This window comes from Clostridium sp. CAG:265 (assembly GCF_000436575.1).
Classification (GTDB): domain Bacteria; phylum Bacillota; class Clostridia; order Clostridiales; family Clostridiaceae; genus Clostridium; species Clostridium lentum.
Genome location: NZ_FR886588.1, coordinates 1 through 21,234, shown reverse-complemented (window position 1 = coordinate 21,234; position 21,234 = coordinate 1). Strand labels below are relative to the sequence as shown.

The window sequence follows — 21,234 nt, the reverse complement described above, 5'->3', positions numbered from 1 at the left end:
CTTTTACCTCACTTCCACCTTGTGAGTTAAATACTACATCATAGCTATTTTTTGTCCACTTTGCATATAATGTTATGTCATCTTCCTTTACACTATCATTTTCAAAATCCCATTCAGTTGTAAAGTTTGTATCTGTATACCAACCTTCAAATGTATACCCGTTTCTTATTGGATCATCAATTTTATTTATTAATGTATCTTTTCCTACTGAAAAATAGGCTTTATTTATATCTACGTTATCTTTTTGATGACCACCATTAAAATCAAATGTAACAACTGATTCTTCATTATTATACAATTTAATTACATAAATAAATTCTTTACCAGTTAAAGTATCTGTAAGTATAATTTTATAATCTCCTACAGGTAAGTTTGGATTATCTATTCCAATAATCATTTCATTTTGAATTTCTAAAACTTCAAAATACATATCATCTTCTGATACTTCCTGTCCATCTACCCCTAAAATTTTATAATCAAATATTGGAGTGTATTCTAGTAAATTATCATTTATATCTTTAAATACTAAATTATAAACTTCTTCTCTATAATTACTTAAATCAATTCTATTTTCTCCCTTTATTTCCACTTTATCTAATTTAGGCTTATCTGTAACTCTAGTAATCCATTGTTTTTTATTATCAGCATTTTCACACTTTAATTCATACATTGTTTGATTCCAATATGGCTTAAACATTACTTGTCCAGTAGAATTATTAGATGCAGAAATATATTTATGATCTACTAATATCATTCCTGAAGTTTGTGCATCATTTCCCTCTGTTCTTAATTCAAGTGTTCCATTTAATGCACCTTCTACATTGATTGATCCACTTTTAGAAAAAATTATCTTTGATGAATTTTCACCTAAAAGGTTGCCTTTAATATCTAATGTATTTGTTTTAGATGATATATCTAATTTACTATCTCCTAATAAACTTAAACTTCCATTAACTTCATCAAAATTAGATTCATCATTTATTTTAATACTACTATTGTTTAATGTAATGTCTTTAAAACCTAAAATAGTTGTTCCAGCCATACCATTATAGTTATTTAAAGTTAAATTAGCTTGCCCAAGATTACTTGCTTTCTTAAAACTATTAGCAAAAATATTTCCAATACTAATATTAATATTTCCATTTACACCACCATTTACTCCATTGGCATAAATATCTTCTAATATTTTAACTCCACTATTTAGCTTTAATGTTACATTTCCAGTATAATTCCCTGTATAACTTCCAGTATAAATATTTTCAAAAATAGTATTTTTTCCTGTTGTATTATCTACTACTAATTCTGAATCATTATTATTTATACTTTCAGATGAACTACCATATACTGTTGGCCAACTCTTTTCTGTTGAACTTTCAACTGAAACATTATTCATAACTAACTTATGACCATTTAAAAATATTCCTCTATTATCTACAGACACTCCTGGAAAAGACCATGCAAAATTTTTCAGTACAACATCCGCTTCTAATTGAAATGAAGTTCTAGAGTTTAATGTAGCATCTGTTCCTTCCATACCTTCAATAGTAATATTTTTTTTACATATAAATGGAGCTGCTCCATCACTTCCTTGCCCAAGAATAGTTACATTTCCATTTAAAACAATTGTATCTCCGTCCTTTGCTTGTTCATAAGCAGTACTAAAACTTTTATATGGATTACTTTCAGATCCATTTTCTACTCCATCATGAATTTGTTTAACATATATTTTTTTCCCAGTACTTTGATGATTCTCTAATAAAACACTTTTATTAAATTCATCATTACTTGTAATTAATTCTGAGGCATTAGCTATAGTTATATTGTTAGCCAAAACTGTAATTACACTTGATGCTGCTAATACTTTTTTACTATATTTTTTCATATGATTAATTACTATATATCAAAATATAATTTATATTTTGATATATAGCCCCCTTTCTTATAATTTAAACTATATATACTCAATATTTTTATATTCGTTAAGTCTAACAATATCTGAATATTTTTCTATAGTTAATTTTTAGCCACTCGTTAATAATCTTTATGCTATGCTTACCTGTACTCTGTTATCAAGCTCATTATACCCCATATTATGTTTAGGTTATAAACTTACATATTCAATTTTTATATAATATTTTAACTTGGTAAACTTATTATAAATTCAGAACCCTTATTAATTTCACTATAAACTTCTATTTCTCCTCCATGAGCATTTACTATTGATTTTGCTATTGTAAGTCCTACTCCAGCTCCTTTCTCATTAGCAACTCTTGATTTATCTAATCTATAAAAACGTTCAAATATATTTTTGTATTCACTTTTTGGTATACCAATTCCACTATCTTTAATACTTATATTGATACTATTATTTTTCTTAAAAACTTTAATATATATCTCATTATTTCCATTATTATATTTAATAGCATTAGATAATATATTTATAATTACTTGAGCAAATTTTTCTTTATCAATTAATGCCTCTATATTTTCTAATTGATATTTAATTACTATATTCTTTTCTAGAGCTTTTCCTTCATAATTATAAGCAATAGATTTTATGTAATTTTTCAAATTAACTATTTCTTTATTTAAATTATCTTTTCCACTATCAAATTTAGCTAACTTTCTTAATTCATCAACAAGATTTGTAATTCTTTTTACTTCTTCATTTATACTATTAAGCCTTTCATTAGTTGGCTCCCAAATCCCTACAATAATTGCATCTAAATGACCTTTTATACTTGTAAGTGGTGTCCTTAGTTCATGAGCTATATCACCAGTTAATTGCTTTCTTAAATTTTCTTGATCATTTAACTCATTGGATAACTTATTTATAGAATTTATTAAATCATCAATTTCCATTATATTACTCTTATAATTTAATTTATTTTTATAATTTCCCTCACCTATATATTTTGTCATTTTTGAAACCTTAGAGATAGGTTTAGCTATTGATCTAGATATTATTATTGAAATTATTATAATACTGGATATTGAAATAACTCCTATTATAATTATAATCCTATTTATAGCATTAAAAAATTCAACATCATTTTCCATATAATAAGTAGATGCATAATGACCTATATACGCATACCCAACTAAAATATTACCCTCATCATCATTAATATCAACTTTTAACTCTTCAAAATAATTATCCCATTGCTTTTCTATACTTTTCATATTTTTACTTATATCATTTAAAGTTTTATCTGATAATACTTTTTCATCTTCAAATACACTCCATACCTTATTATTATTTTTATCATATATTTCAATTGCAATACCTTTTCTAATGGCTTCTATTCCTAAACCCTCTATAAACTCAGTATTCCAACTTTCATTTGTATATAGGTTTTTTAAGTCAAATTCAATTAAGTGATTTACTTCTACTTTATTACTATCATCAACATACTTTTCAAAAGAATCTTTAAAAATTGTATTAACAAACAACTTTATTGATAAAATTGTTACAATCATAATAAGTGTGAAAGATATTATAAGTTTGCTATTTATTGACTTTAATTTACTTTTGTAATCCAAACCTATATCCTACCCCATAAACAGTTTGAATTATTTTAGGATTCCTTGAATCCTCTTCTATTTTTTGTCTTAAATTTTTTATATGGCTGTCTATAGCTCGATCACCTTTTTCATAATATCCTTCAATAGTACTTTCTAGTAAATTTTCTCTTGAATATATTTTTTTAGGATTATTTATTAATGTAAGTAATATTTTATATTCAGTATTTGTTAATATAACTTCTTTTCCCTTAACCTTAACTTCATGAGTGGAAGTATTTACTTCTAATTCTTCCCCATACTTTATTATTTCATTGTCATAACTAGTAATATTACATCTTTTCAAAACTGCTTTAACTCTCAATATTAATTCACTTATATTAAAAGGCTTACAAATGTAATCATCGCACCCTAAATGAAATCCATCAATCTTATCTTCATCTTCAATTTTAGCTGTTAACATAATTATAGGAACTTCTGATTTACTTCTTATATATTTACATATTTCTTCCCCACTCACATATGGAAGCATTCTATCTAATATTATTAAATCATATTTTTTTGAATTTATTTTATCTATAGCACTTTTACCATCATAAGCAACATCTGCATAATATCCTTCATTATCTAAAAAAGCCTTTATAAATTCACATATTTTTTCTTCATCATCAACTATTAATATATTAGTCATTGTTACCCTCCAAAAAGTTTTTTCTTTTATTTTATAACTATTTTTTATAACATTTAAAAAGTTGCCCTTAAATATATCTTAAAGACAACTTTTTATAACTATTATATTCCTAAAAGTAGTTTTGCAAAAGCAAAGTAAACAATTAATGCAAAGGCATCTACTATTGTTGTAATAAGAGGACTTGCCATTATTGCTGGGTCTAAGTTTAGTTTTTTTGATATTATAGGTAAAATTCCTCCTACAACTTTAGCTAACACTATAGTAAAAAATAAACTTGCACATACTGTAAGTGAAACCATAAATCCTGCACTAGTAAAGAAATATAACCTTAAGAAATTAACTGATGATAAAATACTAGCAACAACTATACTTACTTTAAATTCTTTAAATATTACTTTAAAAATATCTTTTGTTGTTATTTCTCCAAGTGCTAATCCTCTTATAATCAACGTAGATGATTGAGAACCTGAATTTCCACCAGTATCCATAAGCATTGGAATAAATGATGCTAATATTACTACTGATTGAAGAACATCTTCAAAACCTTGAATTATTGCTCCAGTAACTGTTGCTGATATCATTAATATTAAAAGCCATATTATTCTATTTTTTGCTAATGTCCAAACTGAAGTTTTTAAATATAGTTGTTCAGTTTTCTCAATAGTATCCATCTTTTGTTTAGATTTTTTATCTAAATGTTGACTTAATTCACTCATTTTGTTTTCTTGAACTGCTCTTAATAATTCTTGTGCCATAATTTCCTCCTTTAGAGTTCATATATACACAAGTAAATTAGTAAGATTATTTAAATTTAAAACATTGTGCCATATATGAACTACTTATCCTATTTAATATTTTTATTTCATTATTTCCTAAAGGTATATCATCCATATAAATCACACTCCTTAATCAGTTTACTTCTTAAGTTTACAAAACAATTGTGGAGAAATTATGAGCTTTTCATTTTAATTCTAGCTGATTTTTCATCTATATTATACAACCTGCTAATACCATTATTGATTAAAACTATTCCTAACATCTTTATTCATAACCTATACTACTAATATTTACGTATAGATAACTCTTTGGAGTTTAAAAATTTCTTTCTTACAAAGTTATGACATAAATTTATTGCACTTTCTATATTTTGAGTCAAATTCCCCAAAACTCTTAATACAAATCCACTTACTTCAAGTTCTGATATTCCAAAATAAATTGGCAAATTTAAATTATTAATATTATTTCTTAAATCCTCAAGAATTTCCACATTAATATTTTTATTTATTACAAGTAATGTTCCAAAATTTTCATAGCCTTCAAAAAAACCTAATTTAGTAACATCATCTTTTCTTGGATTTATTAATAAATTATCTAATAGAACTATTTTATTATTTACATATACTTTTGTTTTCAACTGAACACTACTATATTTAAATTTTTCTCCTTCTTTTGACCATCCTGATGTAATTCCATCACTATATATTAGTGTTGAACTTTCATCCATATAAATATTGTTTACCTGCTTATAAATTGCATCTTTATAAAGTATTACACTATCTGTTATATACTCTAAGATGCTATTTTTATGTAAATTTATTAACGTTTCTTGTTCAACTTTCTCTCCATGTACACATTTATATACTTTTGTAGAAGCTTGTGTTGTTATAATTGATCTTGTATCTTCCTTTAGATTAATGCTGTATTTATATTTTTCACCTTCAATATATCCTCCTCCAAGACCAACTATAAAATAAGTTGAAATTTTTTCACTATCAAGATGAATAGTTGGTGATAATTTTATTAACCCATTAAACCTTTTTTCACTTATAACAGTTTTTTCATTCTTTTTCTCTAATACTATTTCAAATTCTCCTGCATACTTACTGTTACTCATATTAATTAATTCCTTCTAATAAACAATTCTTTTTAATCCACAACAAGACTTCATTTACACCTTCATCCTTTTTTAAATTAGTAAATATAAAAGTCTTTTCCTTTCTAAAGGTTAATGTATCTCTTCTCATAACGTCTAAATCTGCTCCAACATAAGGAGCTAAATCTATTTTATTAATGATAAATAAATCACTCTTTATCATTCCTTGCCCTGCTTTTCTTGGAATCTTTTCTCCTTGTGCCACATCAATTATGTAAATAGAAAAATCCACTAAATCTGGACTAAATGTTGCCGCTAAATTATCTCCACCACTTTCTAAAAAAATAATATCTAAATCATTAAATCTCCTTTTCATTTCTTCTATAGCAGCAAAATTCATTGATGCATCTTCTCTTATTGCTGTGTGTGGGCATCCACCTGTCTCTACTCCAATAACTCTATCTTCACTTAATACAGAATTATTAACTAAAAATTTAGCATCTTCTTTTGTATAAATATCATTGGTAATAACTGCACACTTATATTCATCCTTAACTAATCGAGTTATTCTTTCTATTAATAAAGTTTTTCCACTTCCAACAGGCCCACCTACCCCTATTATTACTGGTTTTTTCATATATCTCACCCTTTATCATATAACTAATTGTAATACTTTATTTTTTCAATGTTTAAGACATAAATAATCTAAACTCTAATATTTCATGATTTATCTGAGCTAATTCAATGCCTGGAATACTTGCTCCAAAAAAACTATAATCTAAGTTTTTAATCTTTTGATATAAAACTTTAAAACTCTCACTGCATTTTTTTAGAATTATCTGACCATCTTTTTGTCCTAATGGTATAGCCCTAACACCATTTTGAATAAGCGTTGAAATTGTACTATACATATGAAAAACTATAGTTTCTTCTTCATTAAAATTTAAAGAATACATAAGTAATCCAAACACTATAGCTGGATGACCAAAAGCCTTCTTTCCATTTATTTTTTCTTCATACTCTTTTAAAATGTCACTATCATATAAATCAAGAAATAATTTAATCATTCTGCTGGCTATAAGCTTTGATCCATTTCTAGTTTCTTTAGCTATGGTTTGAACTGTAAGCATTCTATCAAGTTCTAAAATTTTTTCCCATTCATTCTTATTCAAATATTCATACAACATCCTAATTGCCAATCCATCGCTATAAATAAATACATTATTTAAAAATACATCAAGATATTCTTTTAACTTCTCTGAATTTGTAATTTTATTATTTCTTAAGTAACTCTCCATACCATATGAATGATTAAAAGAACCTATAGGAAAGTTAGAGTCACATATTTGTATAACACGTAATACATTTATGATATTATCTTCATTACTTTTAATGTGTGTGTGCAAATTCAACATGTTTAAACGCCTTTTTTAAAGTTATATTTTCTCTTGAATAATTAACATTATCTCTTTTTAATTCTTCTTCTACTAACCTATCATATTGGATTATCATTTTATCATCTTCAAATTGTGCTTGAAGATGCCTATTTCCTAAAGCGTGTGCTATTACTCCCATTTCAGTTATACTTGAAGGTTTAATAATTAACACATCTTCACTATTAGCTTTCACAACTATAAGTTTCTTATCTTCATTATAAAGAATATCACCATCTTTTAATTTTTCGTTATTATCTAATGTTATTCCATACTCTCTGTTATGGTCTGAAGTTACTCTTAAAATTCTTTTAAGCATATCTTCACTATTTAAATATATTGTTTCAACATGATATCCATTTAAATCATCTATTTCATTAATATTTCCTATTATCTCATGAAAAATCATTTCTCAATCCCTCCTATAAGATTTAAAAATTATATTAAATTTATTTTTAAACTTAGAATAAGAAGTATCTTTGTGCCAATGGTAATTCTTTTGCTGGTTCACAAGTTATTAACTCTCCATCTACAGTGACATCATAAGTTTCTGGATCAACACCAAGCTTTGGAGTTGCATTATTTAATTTCATATCTTTCTTTGTTAAATTTCTTATTCCGCCTACTGGTAATACTAACTTTTGTAATCCTAATTCTTCTTTTATGCCATGCTCATATGCGTATTTAGAAACAAAAGTTGCAGAAGTTGGATATTTTGCTTTTCCATATGCAGCAAAACAATCTCTATAAAATTCTGGCTGACACGTTGGAATAGATGCATTTGCTTCTCCTATTATTGATTTATTTACCATACCACCTTTAATTACCAGATGTGGTTTTACACCAAAGAATTGTGTATCCCAAAGTACTAAATCTGCCATTTTCCCTACTTCTATGGAACCTACATATTGTGATATTCCTTGTGCTAATGCTGGATTTATTGTATATTTTGCAATATATCTTCTCACTCTATTGTTATCATTTTCTTCAGAGTCACCTTCTAATATTCCTCTTTGTCTTTTCATCTTACTTGCAGTCTGCCATGTTCTAGTAATAACTTCACCTATTCTTCCCATAGCCATTGCGTCAGAACTCATAATACTAAATACACCCATATCTTGTAATATATCTTCCGCTGCAATTGTTTGATGTCTTATTCTAGAATCTGCAAATGCAATATCTTCTGGAACTTTAGGATCTAAGTGATGACATACCATTAACATATCTAAATGTTCTGCAATTGTATTTATAGTAAAAGGTTTAGTTGGATTAGTTGATGCTGGTATTACATTAAGTTTAGAAGCTACTTTTAACAAATCTGGTGCATGGCCACCACCTGCTCCTTCAGTATGATATGTATGAATTGTTCTTCCTGCAATTGCTTCAATTGTATGTTCTACAAATCCACCTTCATTTAATGTATCAGTATGTACTGCAACTTGAACATCATATTTATCTGCTGTTTTTAATGAGTAATCTATTGCAGATCTTGTTGCTCCCCAGTCTTCATGAACCTTAAGGCCACAAGCACCTGCTTCAATTTGCTCTGCTGTAACCCTTATATTAGCTCCACTACCTTTTCCTAAAAAGCCAAGATTTATTGGAAAGCTTTCTGCAGATTGTAACATACGATGAATATTCCACTTTCCTGGTGTTGAAGTAACGGCATTAGTTCCATCAACAGGGCCTGTTCCTCCCCCTATAAGTGTTGTTATTCCTCCTTCCAGTGCAGCATTAACAACATCTGGGCTTATATAATGCACATGAGTATCTATACCACCTGCAGTTATTATCCTGCCTTCTCCAGCCAATGCTTCTGTACTTGGTGATACTATAAAATCCACATCATCCATAGTATAAGGATTACCACCTTTACCGATAGCTAAAATCTTTCCATCACGAATACCAATATCAGCTTTATATATTCCTGTATAATCTACAACAGTGGCTCCTGTAATAATAAGATCTGCAACCATAGGATTTTCTCTGCTTTCAATTGCATTTTGCCCCATTCCATCTCTTAAGACCTTACCACCTCCAAATTTACATTCATCACCATATCCTGTATAATCTTTTTCAATTTCAATAATTAAATCTGTGTCACCTAGCCTTATTTTATCTCCTTTAGTTGGCCCAAATAATTCTAGATAACGATGTCTATCAATTTCAAAACTCATTATTCTTTCACTCTCCTTCCATCTAAGTATCCGTCAACTAAATTACGCAAACCGTAAACTCTTCTAACTCCACCAATATCTATTAAATTTATTTCTTTTTTATCTCCAGGTTCAAATCTAACTGCAGTACCAGATGGAATATCTAATCTCTTTCCATAAGCTTTTTCTCTATCAAACTTTAAGTAATCATTTACTTCGTAAAAATGATAATGAGAACCTATTTGTATAGGTCTATCTCCAGTGTTTACCACTTCAAGCTTTATTGCTTCTTTTCCTTTGTTATATTCTATAGTTCCTTCTTTTATAATAAATTCTCCAGGTATCAATTATGTCTATCTCCTTTCTTAACGTATTGGATCATGTACTGTAACTAATTTAGTCCCATCTGGAAATGTTGCTTCAACTTGAACTGTATGAATCATTTCAGGTATACCTTCCATTACATCGCTTTTACTTAAAATTTTTGTACCATAGTCCATTAAATCTTTTACTTCTCTACCTTCTCTAGCACCCTCTAAAAGCTCATTAGTAATTAGCGCTACCGATTCAGGATAATTTAGCTTTAAGCCTTTCTCTTTTCTTCTCCTTGCAACATCTGCAGCAACAACAATCATAAGTTTTTCTCTTTCTCTGTCTGTTAAATGCACTTGTTTTTTTCCTCCCTTTTCATATTACCTTATTAAATATTATGTATTATTTGTAATTTTCTAATTAAGATACATAAATTTAAAAATTAGCATAAAAAAATAAAAAATGTTAAATATATTTATACAAGATTTCACTTACTAAGTACATTTAACATTTTTTAATGAATTTATTAATTATATTTTTATAAATAAGTTTATATCCTATAAAACAACTGAAAAAGCCCATATTTATAATATTACATCCTAAAGAATATCTTCTTTTTTTCTTATTTTATTAATAAAAAAATAAATTTACTTACCAATGTATTTTATATTACCTTGTATCTATAAAATAAACCCACAAAAATCATGATTTTTGTGGGTTTCATGTATAGAAGTGATGTAATACTCACATTTAAATATTGCTATCTTGGAATACACATTGGTCTATTAGTAATAGGATCAGGAATTACTATACTCTCTATACCAAATACATCCTTTAACATTGTTTCATTAAATATATCATGTACTTTACCTTTTGAATATATCTTCCCATTTTTCATACAAACAAGATTATCTGCATATCTAGCAGCTTGATTCAATTCATGTATTACTATAACTATTGTTTTTTTAGTCTTTTTATTTAAATCTTTTAGTAACTCTAAAATTTCTATTTGATATGCTAAATCTAAATAAGTTGTAGGTTCATCTAATAACAATATATCTGTATCTTGAGTTAATGACATTGCAATCCATGCACGTTGTCTTTGTCCACCAGATAATGAATCTAATTTCCTATCTTCAAATTCCTTAAGTCCAGTTACCTCAATAGCCCAATTTACTATTTCTTCATCTTCTTTTGATCTTCCTCCAAATAAACTTTTATATGGATTTCTTCCAAAATAACAAAGTTCCTTTACTGTTATACCTTCTGGTGCTATTGGTCCCTGCGGTAAAATTGCTAACTTTTTAGCTAATTCTTTAGGTTTATAATCATGTATTGATTTTCCTTCTAAAAATACATTTCCTTCCTTAGGAATTAATAGTCTACTCATTCCACTAAGTAAAGTAGATTTTCCACAACCATTTGCTCCAATTAAAATGGTAATTTCACCTTTTGAAATAGATATATCAATGTTATTAACTATTATTTTGTCCTCATATCCTAAAACTAAGTTTTTTATATCTAAGCTCATTATAATTACTACCTTTCTAATTAGATTTTTTTCTTAATAACAAATATAAGAAATAAGGTGCTCCTATTATAGCTGTTACTATTCCTACTGGAATTTCACTTGGTGCAATTATAGTTCTTCCTATAATATCTGCTGTAATTAAAAGTATTGCTCCAATTAAACCACTTAATGGAATAACTAAAATATGTTTATATCCAACTAAATTTTTTGCTATATGTGGTGCTACAAGTCCTACAAATCCTATAGTTCCACTTACACTTACACTACTAGTTGTAAGTATTATTCCTATTAATAATAAACCAACTTTTAATAAACTTACCTTTTCACCCAAATTAATAGCTATATTATCACCTAATGATAATATATCTACTTTATGTGCTAATACTATAGCTAATGGAATAAATATTACTACATAAGGTGTTAGTACTTTTACTTCATTCCAATATCTTCCCCATACACTTCCCGTTAACCATAAAAGAATAGTTTGTATATTTTCTGAATTGCTTATATTTAAATATTGTATTCCTGCATCAAATAATGCACTTATAGCTATTCCCATTATTACTATACTAGTATTTTTGAAATTTGTTTTTTTAGTTAGTATATAAATAATAGTTCCTGCTAAAAGCCCTCCAACCATAGCCCATAAGGATATAGGCTCTTTTAAACCTAGACTTATTGCCATACAAGCAAAAAAGCCTGCTCCTTTTCCTATCCCAAGTACATCAGTAGATGCAAGTGCATTTCTAAGTACCCCTTGAAAAATAGCCCCTGCTACAGCTAAACTCATACCTACCATTATACATATTAATAATCTAGGTATTCTATACTCAAAAATAATGAAAGAGTATTTTGAAGTTGAATTATTAAATATTGCATTAAATACATCTGTTATATTTAATATCTTACTTCCAAAGAGTAAGCTTATAAAAGATACAAGCACTAACATTATTATATTTATAGTAAATATTAATGTATTTTTACTTTTCACTTACTCCACCTCTTTTCATTTCTTTATTAGCTAGTATTATATAAAAAACTGCTCCCATAAAAGCTGTTACTATTCCTACTGGTGATTCATAAGGATACTTTAAAATTTTAGATATTATATCTGATAATAAAAGCAAATTAGCTCCATATATACCGCATAATATAAAACTTTCTCTAAAATTTCTTGCTCCTAGCTTAATTACTATATGAGGAGTTATTAATCCTATAAATGATATTGGTCCTGCTATTGCTACAGAAGAACTTGATAGTAAAATTACTACTATAGTTGCTATACTTTTTATTACTTTAATATTTTCTCCTAAGCTAATTGCTATGGCATCCCCCATTTTTAATGTATCCATTGAATTTGATATTTTAATTATTAAAAGTATTGATATAATAAAACATGGTAATAACTCCATTATATGTGTAATTTGAGCATGATGAACTCCTCCAATCATCCAAAACAGTAAATCTGATGTTTTACTATCATTAAATAGCATTATAAATTTTGTTATGGAGCTTAAAAATAACTGTATACTTATTCCTACTAATGTTACTTTTAATGGTGATAAATTTCTAATTCTCCCTATTGTTTGAACAGTTACCCCTACAAATCCTGCTCCCAAAAAAGATGCTAATATTTTTGTTTTATATCCTAATGCAGGAAAAAATACCATTACTATAACTACTGATAAAGTAGCTCCTGCATTTATTCCTAAAACTTGAGATGATGCAAGTGGATTTCTAGTTAAGTTTTGCATAATTAATCCAGAAATAGCCATAGATGCTCCAACTAATATACATAATAATACACGTGGAAGTCTAATAGTTGTTATTATTAAATCCTCTTTACTTCCACTATAATCAAAAATAGCACTTATAATATCCTTAAAGCCTATATCACTCATTCCTATTAAAATGCCTATTAATAAAAATACCCCTATTGCTAATATACCTATAGTTGAAAATATTAAAAATTTATTTTTATTTATAGACTTCACTTGCATCACCATCCTATCATTTAATTATTATCTAATAGCCATTGTGACATTTCTTTAGTTAATGTATTTATTGATATAAATCCTCTATATTGTGTCCAAGGACCTCTTGCTATCGTTGTATATACATCTCCATTTTGTATCGCTTTTAATGATTTATATAATTCTGTATCTTTCCATTCTTTGTATATAGTTTTATCTATATCTTCTCTCATATATACCATTATATCTGGATTGATTTCTACCAATTGTTCTAAAGATAATGATACTTCTTTATCATTATTTTCAATTGCATTAACAAATCCTGCTTTTTCCAAAACTTGTCCTACAAATGAAGTTGAAGTATGTGCTGTGTATTCATCATTTTTAGGTGATACTGTTAATATTTTTTTATCTCCTAATTTTTCTTGTGCTTTTGCTTTAACATCTGATAATAATTTTTCTGTTTCTTCTATCTTAGTCTTTGCTTTATCTTCTTTTCCAACTATTTTTGCTATAGTTTCAAAGTTCTTTATGTATTCATCATAGCTTGATCCAATACTATCTAATACTATTGTTGGTGCTATTTTGCTTAAATCTTCATATATTTTGCTATGTCTAGTTGTATCTGCTATTATTAAATCTAAATCTAATGTACTTAGTTCTTCTAAATTTGGTTCTTTACGATTTCCAACTGATACGTATTCTATTGATTCTCCATTTGTTATATCTGTTACTTTAGTTTGCTCTCCATCGTCAGCTATAGCTACTGGATTTACTCCTAAGTTATAAAGTGAATCTAAAAATGATAATTCTAATACTGCTACTTTTTTAGAAGTATCATTTAAAGTTGTAGTTCCTAATTTATGTTCTACTACTATTTGATTTTCGCTTTTTACTTTTTCTTCATTTGTTTGTGTTCCACACCCTATAAGTGCTACACTTCCTATTATCATGCTCATTAATACTGATTTTTTTATTAATTTATTTAGTATCATATCTGATATTCCCCCTTCTTTTGTTATTGATTTATATTATCACTTGAATTATATTATCATTTTCATCTTATTTCGTCAATATTTTCATATTTATATTATATTTTTTATTGATAAATTATAATATAAAGTACAAAAAGAATTAAATAGTACAAAAATGTCTTGTGCTACTTTGGTCTTATGTCAATATTTTGGACACAAAAAGTCAAAAAGTAAAAAATTTAAAAATGATATTAGTAAGAGAGACGATATGACTTATAATGCTGAGGATGATTATTACATATGTGCATATGGAATATTATTATTCACATATTCATTTTTCTTCTGTTTTACTTTAACATCTCCTGCCAACCCTACAGTTTCTAAACTATAAATTGCTGCAAAAGACATTACACCCCCTACTCCAGCACCATTTGCATAAAAATGCACACCCCCTAGTAAAAATTCAACTAAGAGATGTGCATAAACACTGAAAAAACCTAAAAACAATCAAAGTGTATATTAAAAATAATTAATTTTACTATTCTATATATTATTATCTATTATCAAGCATAAACATAAATTGTGATGTATAATTATCAACTTCATCTTCATATACTAAAGTAATTGTATATATATATGAGTCAAAATTTGTAGTATCTATTGTTACAACTCCATTTTCATCTACACAATCTTTTATATCTAAAGTAGTATATTCATGTGTTTTATTATGCTTCACTATTACTGATTTTGGTAATAATTTTTCACCATTTCTATTTATAACATCCAAGTTTACAGTTGCTTTATTATCTTTTGAATAAATACTCCCTGGCATTAATCCACCTAAAACATTTGCTTTTAAATCTTTTAATTTTTTAAGATTTTTAAGTGGTGATAAATCTCTTATTTCATTATAGTCTATATCTAATGATTCTAAGTTTATAGCATGTTGTAACCCTTCTAAACTTTCTACTTGTGATACTTTTAGTGAAGTAAGTTTTCTCATTTGTCCAACTGTTATTTCACCTGATATTCCAAGTTCTTTTTGTATACTAGCTTTTAAAAATTCATCTTTTATTTGTACTATTTCATTTAAATTAACTTCTACTAATGAATCCATAGCTTCTTTTAATTTTTCAATAGCTTTGTCTATTGTTTCTTGATTAGCTGAACTTAAAGCTTCTTTACCAACATTTATTGCATTTTCTAAGCTTTCAATAGATTCTTGAGTATAATTATTTAAATCTATATTTTCAGCTTTTGTTAAAACTTCTTCTAATTTAGCTGTATTAAATTTTGCTATATTTCTAAATCTTGCATCTGCCCAGTCTGCATGATCCCAAGTAATACCATTAGTTGCTGAATCTACTACTAATTTAACTTCATTAGAGTTTCTAACATCTACCATTAAACGTTGCTTTGGTGAATTTGATTTCATAACATCAGTTTCTGCTTTTAATTTACCATCTACATAAACCTTAAATATAACACTTGATTCACTTTGATTTGATACAAATTCATCAAGCCCTACCCAAGTATCAAATATATCATATCCTGTTGAATCATATACTATTTCTGAATAAGAATGAGTTCCTATACCCTTTTTAAAAGTATCATAAGTTCCATTTTCATTTAAAAGTTTTATAGGTTGTTGTCTTACTGATTTATCTTTACCTATAGCCCCTGAACCTATTGTTGCTGATTTCCATTCTAAATCAGATACATAAGTTTCTTCATCTGTAATTGCTACTTTTCTTGTAAATTCAGTTGTTAAGTTATCACTGTCTGTTACATAATATACAACATCAAATATTCCAACTTTTCCTTTTTCATAATCTGTTTTTACATTTATTTTAGAAGTTAAGTTTCCATCTTCATAATCAGTTGCTGTTATTCCTTGAAGTAAATCTACTTCCTCATTTACATTAAATACTGCTAAATCTTTACCTTCTATTACTGGTTTTGAATAATTTTTATATAATTTAGTATCTGCCCAAGATGCAAAATCTCCTACTAAGTTTCCATCTACATCATCAGCAATTAAAGTAAGTTCTTTAACTCCTGTAACATCTAATCTTACATATTCTGCAGGAGTATTTGTTTTTATTACATCAGAAGTATAAACTTCTTTTCCATCAGCAAGTATTCTAAATCTTATTGTTGTACTTCCTAAGTTATAGTTTTTATCTGTTCCCACATATGTTGTAAAATAGTTGTAATTTCCATCTAAATTATATACTATTTTAGCATTTGTTGCAGCACCAATACCTTTATCAAAAGTTTTAACAGTTCCATCTACGTTAAGTTTAATCTTACTAGTTGACCCAACTGCCATATCTTTAACAACACTTCTCCATCCAGTTGTAGCTGACTCCCAATTCATATCTGATAAATATTTGCTTTGACCATAAACTACTATTGTTCTTTCCTTTGTAGTTATATTTGAATCACTATCAGTTACTGTGTATGTTACTTTGTATGTTCCTACTTTGTTTGGTGAAAATCCACCATCATTTACTACTATATTTGAAGTTATGTTGCCATCTTCTTGATCACTTGCAACTACTCCATCCATTAAATTTAATTCAGTATTTTTCTCAATCATTGTAAATTTTTCAAATGTTAAAGTTGGGAATTTAGCTTTTATTATTTTTTCAGCGTTATCCAATTCAACTTTGAATAATTCATATGCTGGATGATTTTTAACTTCTTCTCTTAAAGCTTCTAATTTTTCTAAAGTATTATAGCTTTGTGCTACTTCTGTTTTGTTTTCATCTGTAAATAAACCAGCCATTTTATCTGCTAATTTATCTTCTTTATAAAATGCCACTTCACCGAAGCTTGCCCATTCTCCACTTGCTTTTACAAATTTAAACTTCACTCTTCTTGCATTTACTTTGCTCATATTAAATTCAACAGTATCACTTATTGCTCCAGAATATGAGCCTTGTCCTGCTAAATAGAAATCATCTCCTGATTCACTTTCTGATACATATATTTCAAATTCACTAGCAAAACCTTTGTTATTTCCGTCACGTCTTGATGCATATACCATCTTGCTTATTTCTTGAACTTCACCTAAATCAAATGTTACTTCATTTTTAAATGAACTATTATTTGGAGAGTTTGTCTCCCAATGAGTATTTATTTTTCCATCTATTGCATTGCCTATTACACTGTTTCCGTAATTTCCTGCATTATTTTTTGCAGATACTATAGGTAATTTAAACTCTTCGTTATATCCATCTAAATTTGAGAACTGCCCATACTTAGATTTTGTAACTGTATAATCTTCAGATACTGTAACATATATTTTTTTACTTGTTACATTGTTATCTTTATCAGTTACTTTATATACAACTTCAAATTTTCCTATTTTATCTTTTTCAAAAATATTTGATTCAATTTCAATTTTTGATGTTAAATTTCCATCTTCCACATCAATTGCTTCAACACCTTCTCTTGGATTGAAATTTTGTCCAAGTTTTAAGTTTTTATTTTCTGCTATAATTTTTGGTTTAGCATTATTTGTAGTTAATTTTGGATTAGCTATTAGTCCATGGTCTGCTGTATTTCCATTTTCAGCATCAGAAACTTCAATTACAAGCTCTTTAACACCTGATACAGGAACATTTACATAAGCCATGTTGTCATAATATCCTAAAACATCTGTAGATGCTAAAACTTTACCATCTGCTATTATTTTAAATTTGATACTTGAATTATTATTTGGTTGTATTGATGATTGATCAACTCCAAGTAATGCCTCAAATGTATCATATTCTTTATCTGATAAATCATAAGTTATCTTACCATTAGCATGTATTCCAAAACCTTTTTCAAATGTTTTTATATTTCCATTTACTCTACCTTGTATATTAGAGTTTCTTCTTGGAGTCCCCCATGCTGTTGATACAGATTTCCACTCAAAATCTGATAAATAATCATAGTCACTTACTACTTTTACATTTAATATTTTATTAAAAGTTACATCATTATCTTCTACTGTATATTTAACTTGATAGTTTCCATGCTTAGTAGTATCTACATTACTTTTAAATTTAACTTTTGATGTTATGTCACTTCCTGAGTGAGTAAATCCTTTAACATAATCCATAGCATTAAATTCTTCATTTAAATTTAATGTTATAGTTTCTTGTTGAATACTGATGCTTGGTGTTAATGAATTTATTTGTACTTTATCACCTGTTGATAAATTTTTTGCATAAGGTATTACTTCATAATTTATATTTTCATTTGCATTAGTTGCCTCTGAATCTATATAAGTTCCAGATGTAGTAAACCCTATCACTTTTCCATTTTTCACTATTTCATAACCAAGGAAGTCATCTTTTACTTCACTAGCAATACTCATGCTTAGTTTTATTCCAGAATTTGATTTTGATAATGAAACTTCTAAAGAAGTATCTTTGTTTTCAAATCCATTTCCTTCATAGTTCATAGCACTAGTATTTAAATACCATATTTTTTGTCCTACATTTGAATATTTCTCTTTTAATCTATTTTTACATTCATCTGATAATTTAAATCCATATTTGTCAAAATAATTACTTAGATTCATACCTATAATTTCTGATGAATATTCAGCAAATAAATCTTGCTTTTCTTGTGTAGTGCTAGGATTAGGTTTTCTCTTTCTATATAATGCTTCTAACTCTGGCCAATAAGTATTTTTCTTTATTTGTAGTTGCCAAAACATTCCTAGTTTTTCAGAATAATCTAATTCTTCGTACGTTTTTAATGATTTCTCTGGTGCTAAATACTCATATAATTTATCATATTGTACTCTATCATTTAATCCATTTTTTATATAAGCATTGTTTGCCCACATATTATTAGTAACTTCGCCCCACTCTCTTGCCTTTATATCCATTTGGTGTCCGGCTTCATGAAGCATTCCCCAAAGTATACTGTTTATACTACTTTCATCAGTTCTTAATACAATTTCTTGTATATGTCTTTGAATACCTATATGATCAGTATATGCATAAGCTGCACCATAAGGTTGCATTAACCTTACTGCTGTTCTAACATTTGTAGAATCATTATCTGGATCGCTAATATCATCTTTTAATCCAGCAAAATCAAATGCTTCTTGGAATTTCTTATTCCAAACATCTACACTTTCTTCAACATCTACTTTTTCATTTACATATACTTGATATGCAGCTTTTACAGTTCCTGTGTATAATACTCTTTTTGTACTGAATTCATATATATCAACTGTATTTTCAGGATCTTTATCTAGCTTTTCTTTATATTCTTTTAATAATTTTAAGAATTTTTCTTTATCATCTCCTGGTTTGAATGACGGGAAGAATTCTCCACCTTCTATACGTACAACTGGGGCTTTTCCTTGTTGTTCAGGTGTATATTTGTTTATTAAATATACTGCTCCCCCCTTTGTAGATTTCATACTCCATGAGTCACTATATATTTCAGGTACTGTTATAACATTCATACCCTTTTGTAATTGATACTCTTTTTTCCAGTAACCAAATCTACCTTCTTGCTGAGTAAATGCAATTGTTGGAAGTGGTGCCCCATCTTCTGCATCAACAAAAACTCTAAATACTTGTCCTGGTTTTGCCACTATACCTGTAGATTGTAAGTCTGTACCAAAAGTAGACATTTTTAATTGATTTCTTGCTTTTGCATGTGTATCACCATATTGTGTCAGTGTAAATGTTCTATCTAAGTAATCTTTATCACCTTTTAAAATTTCTTTTGCTAAATCTATAGAATATACTAATTGTTCTTTTAAAGGATGATTATTAAGCTCCGCTTCTAAATTATTTATTACATCTATATTGTTATATTCATCTTTTAACTTTGTCATTGTACCATCTGTAAAAATATTATTTATTATTTCAGATAGTGTATCCTTTTTATAAAGCATAAACTCTGAGGCAGATGCCCAATTTTGATTAGCTTTTTTGAATTTAAATTTTACTCTTTTAAATTCTGTTTCTTCAAATTCTATTTCTACTATATCTCTAGTAGAATCTGTATATTTTCCTTGGCTTACTAAAGTGAAATCATCCCCATTGTCTGTAAGTGAAGAGTATATTTCAAATTCTTCAGCAAAACCTTTACCTTTGGCACCATCTTGTCTTGCACCATATACTATTCTATTTAATTTCGTTACTTCATCTAGTGTAAGTATTACTTCATTTTCAAAGGTTTCACTGTTAACTTTTCCTGTTTCCCAATGAGTACTAAAGTTTCCATCAATAGCTTTATATATGTTTGATGATGAATATTGTCCTCCGTTATTAGTTATTGAAATTATTTTAGAATTATCTAATTTAAAAGCTTTATTATACTCTTCTAAATAACTACTATTAAGTAAATCAAACTTACTTACTTTAGCTTGATTTAATTGTATATTCCCATTTTCTTCATTTGATATACTTCTAGATAATTTGATGTCTTCTTTTATCTCACTAGCAAAAACATCTATAGTTTGTGCTGAAAAGTTAAAAGTGGTTGCTAACATAATTAAGGCTGATAGTTTTCTTCTGTGCATATTTCTCCCCCAAAGTAATTTATTGTTTCATAAGTACATTAAGTTGATATAAAAAAAAGCTACTCTAAAGAGTTTACCTATTATTTTTACACGTCATTCTACCATTATATACATATTTGGTCAATATTTTGATAATCCAACTAATTATTAATCTCTATACAGTGGGAGTGTTTTTATGCACTGCTAAATAAAAAAGTGGCTTTCGCCACGCTCCCTTCGGGA

The 21,234-nt window shown here is 27.5% G+C and carries 16 protein-coding genes and 1 pseudogene; all 17 read right to left on the bottom strand.

Translation table 11 applies throughout. The features are described from left to right. On the bottom strand, positions 1-1,882 hold a 1,882-nt coding region (locus Q5O29_RS02455), incomplete at its 3' end, for an InlB B-repeat-containing protein (RefSeq protein WP_302631609.1). A gap of 254 nt (positions 1,883-2,136) precedes the next feature. Further along, the gene (locus tag Q5O29_RS02450; RefSeq protein ID WP_022211431.1) at positions 2,137-3,543 is read right to left on the bottom strand and encodes a cell wall metabolism sensor histidine kinase WalK; all 1,407 of its coding nucleotides are present in this window, start codon (positions 3,541-3,543) and stop codon (positions 2,137-2,139) included. After that, a complete protein-coding gene (locus tag Q5O29_RS02445) occupies positions 3,527-4,213 on the bottom strand; it encodes a response regulator transcription factor (protein WP_022211430.1) in 687 nt (228 codons plus the stop codon). Before Q5O29_RS02445 ends, Q5O29_RS02450 begins: the two co-directional genes overlap by 17 nt. 101 nt (positions 4,214-4,314) lie before the next feature. Beyond that, positions 4,315-4,890, bottom strand: a pseudogene (locus tag Q5O29_RS02440) (magnesium transporter); the annotation flags it as partial. A 383-nt stretch (positions 4,891-5,273) separates the two neighbouring features. After that, positions 5,274-6,107, bottom strand: a complete 834-nt coding sequence (locus Q5O29_RS02435; RefSeq protein WP_022211428.1) for an urease accessory protein UreD — start codon at positions 6,105-6,107, stop codon at positions 5,274-5,276. A gap of 1 nt (position 6,108) precedes the next feature. Then, a complete protein-coding gene (ureG, locus tag Q5O29_RS02430) occupies positions 6,109-6,723 on the bottom strand; it encodes an urease accessory protein UreG (protein ID WP_022211427.1) in 615 nt (204 codons plus the stop codon). A gap of 52 nt (positions 6,724-6,775) precedes the next feature. Continuing rightward, positions 6,776-7,501 carry an urease accessory protein UreF gene (locus Q5O29_RS02425; protein ID WP_022211426.1) on the bottom strand — a complete coding sequence of 242 codons (726 nt, stop codon included), beginning with the start codon at positions 7,499-7,501 and terminating at the stop codon, positions 6,776-6,778. Further along, a complete protein-coding gene (locus Q5O29_RS02420; RefSeq protein ID WP_022168258.1) occupies positions 7,476-7,928 on the bottom strand; it encodes an urease accessory protein UreE in 453 nt (150 codons plus the stop codon). The genes Q5O29_RS02425 and Q5O29_RS02420 overlap by 26 nt, the downstream gene beginning before the upstream one ends. 52 nt (positions 7,929-7,980) lie before the next feature. Then, on the bottom strand, positions 7,981-9,696 hold the full coding sequence (ureC, locus tag Q5O29_RS02415; RefSeq protein WP_022168257.1) for an urease subunit alpha: 1,716 nt from the start codon (positions 9,694-9,696) through the stop codon (positions 7,981-7,983). Then, positions 9,696-10,022, bottom strand: coding sequence for an urease subunit beta (ureB, locus tag Q5O29_RS02410; protein WP_022168256.1), 327 nt, complete (start codon positions 10,020-10,022; stop codon positions 9,696-9,698). Before ureB ends, ureC begins: the two co-directional genes overlap by 1 nt. A gap of 18 nt (positions 10,023-10,040) precedes the next feature. Next, positions 10,041-10,343, bottom strand: a complete 303-nt coding sequence (locus Q5O29_RS02405) for an urease subunit gamma (RefSeq protein ID WP_022168255.1) — start codon at positions 10,341-10,343, stop codon at positions 10,041-10,043. Positions 10,344-10,747: 404 nt separating this feature from the next. Beyond that, the gene (locus Q5O29_RS02400) at positions 10,748-11,521 is read right to left on the bottom strand and encodes an ABC transporter ATP-binding protein (RefSeq protein WP_302631610.1); all 774 of its coding nucleotides are present in this window, start codon (positions 11,519-11,521) and stop codon (positions 10,748-10,750) included. Positions 11,522-11,534: 13 nt separating this feature from the next. Beyond that, on the bottom strand, positions 11,535-12,509 hold the full coding sequence (locus Q5O29_RS02395; RefSeq protein WP_022168252.1) for an iron ABC transporter permease: 975 nt from the start codon (positions 12,507-12,509) through the stop codon (positions 11,535-11,537). After that, positions 12,499-13,512 carry an iron ABC transporter permease gene (locus tag Q5O29_RS02390; RefSeq protein WP_302631604.1) on the bottom strand — a complete coding sequence of 338 codons (1,014 nt, stop codon included), beginning with the start codon at positions 13,510-13,512 and terminating at the stop codon, positions 12,499-12,501. Before Q5O29_RS02390 ends, Q5O29_RS02395 begins: the two co-directional genes overlap by 11 nt. Before the next feature lie 20 nt (positions 13,513-13,532). Beyond that, entirely contained in the window at positions 13,533-14,486 is a 954-nt protein-coding gene (locus Q5O29_RS02385; protein ID WP_022168250.1) for an ABC transporter substrate-binding protein, read from the bottom strand. A 273-nt stretch (positions 14,487-14,759) separates the two neighbouring features. Further along, positions 14,760-14,912: a hypothetical protein gene (locus Q5O29_RS02380; protein ID WP_302631611.1), complete on the bottom strand. Its 153-nt coding sequence runs from the start codon at positions 14,910-14,912 to the stop codon at positions 14,760-14,762. A gap of 106 nt (positions 14,913-15,018) precedes the next feature. Further along, positions 15,019-21,012, bottom strand: a complete 5,994-nt coding sequence (locus Q5O29_RS02375) for an NPCBM/NEW2 domain-containing protein (protein ID WP_022211422.1) — start codon at positions 21,010-21,012, stop codon at positions 15,019-15,021. Positions 21,013-21,234: the final 222 nt, after the last annotated feature.

Bases quoted from the DNA above. Each gene is read 5' to 3' on its own strand.
- Q5O29_RS02375 (WP_022211422.1), bottom strand. From the start codon at position 21,012: ATGCACAGAAGAAAACTATCAGCCTTAATTATGTTAGCAACCACTTTT.
- Q5O29_RS02385 (WP_022168250.1), bottom strand. From the start codon at position 14,486: ATGATACTAAATAAATTAATAAAAAAATCAGTATTAATGAGCATGATA.
- Q5O29_RS02435 (WP_022211428.1), bottom strand. From the start codon at position 6,107: ATGAGTAACAGTAAGTATGCAGGAGAATTTGAAATAGTATTAGAGAAA.
- ureG (WP_022211427.1), bottom strand. From the start codon at position 6,723: ATGAAAAAACCAGTAATAATAGGGGTAGGTGGGCCTGTTGGAAGTGGA.
- Q5O29_RS02420 (WP_022168258.1), bottom strand. From the start codon at position 7,928: ATGATTTTTCATGAGATAATAGGAAATATTAATGAAATAGATGATTTA.
- ureC (WP_022168257.1), bottom strand. From the start codon at position 9,696: ATGAGTTTTGAAATTGATAGACATCGTTATCTAGAATTATTTGGGCCA.
- Q5O29_RS02445 (WP_022211430.1), bottom strand. From the start codon at position 4,213: ATGACTAATATATTAATAGTTGATGATGAAGAAAAAATATGTGAATTT.
- Q5O29_RS02425 (WP_022211426.1), bottom strand. From the start codon at position 7,501: ATGTTGAATTTGCACACACACATTAAAAGTAATGAAGATAATATCATA.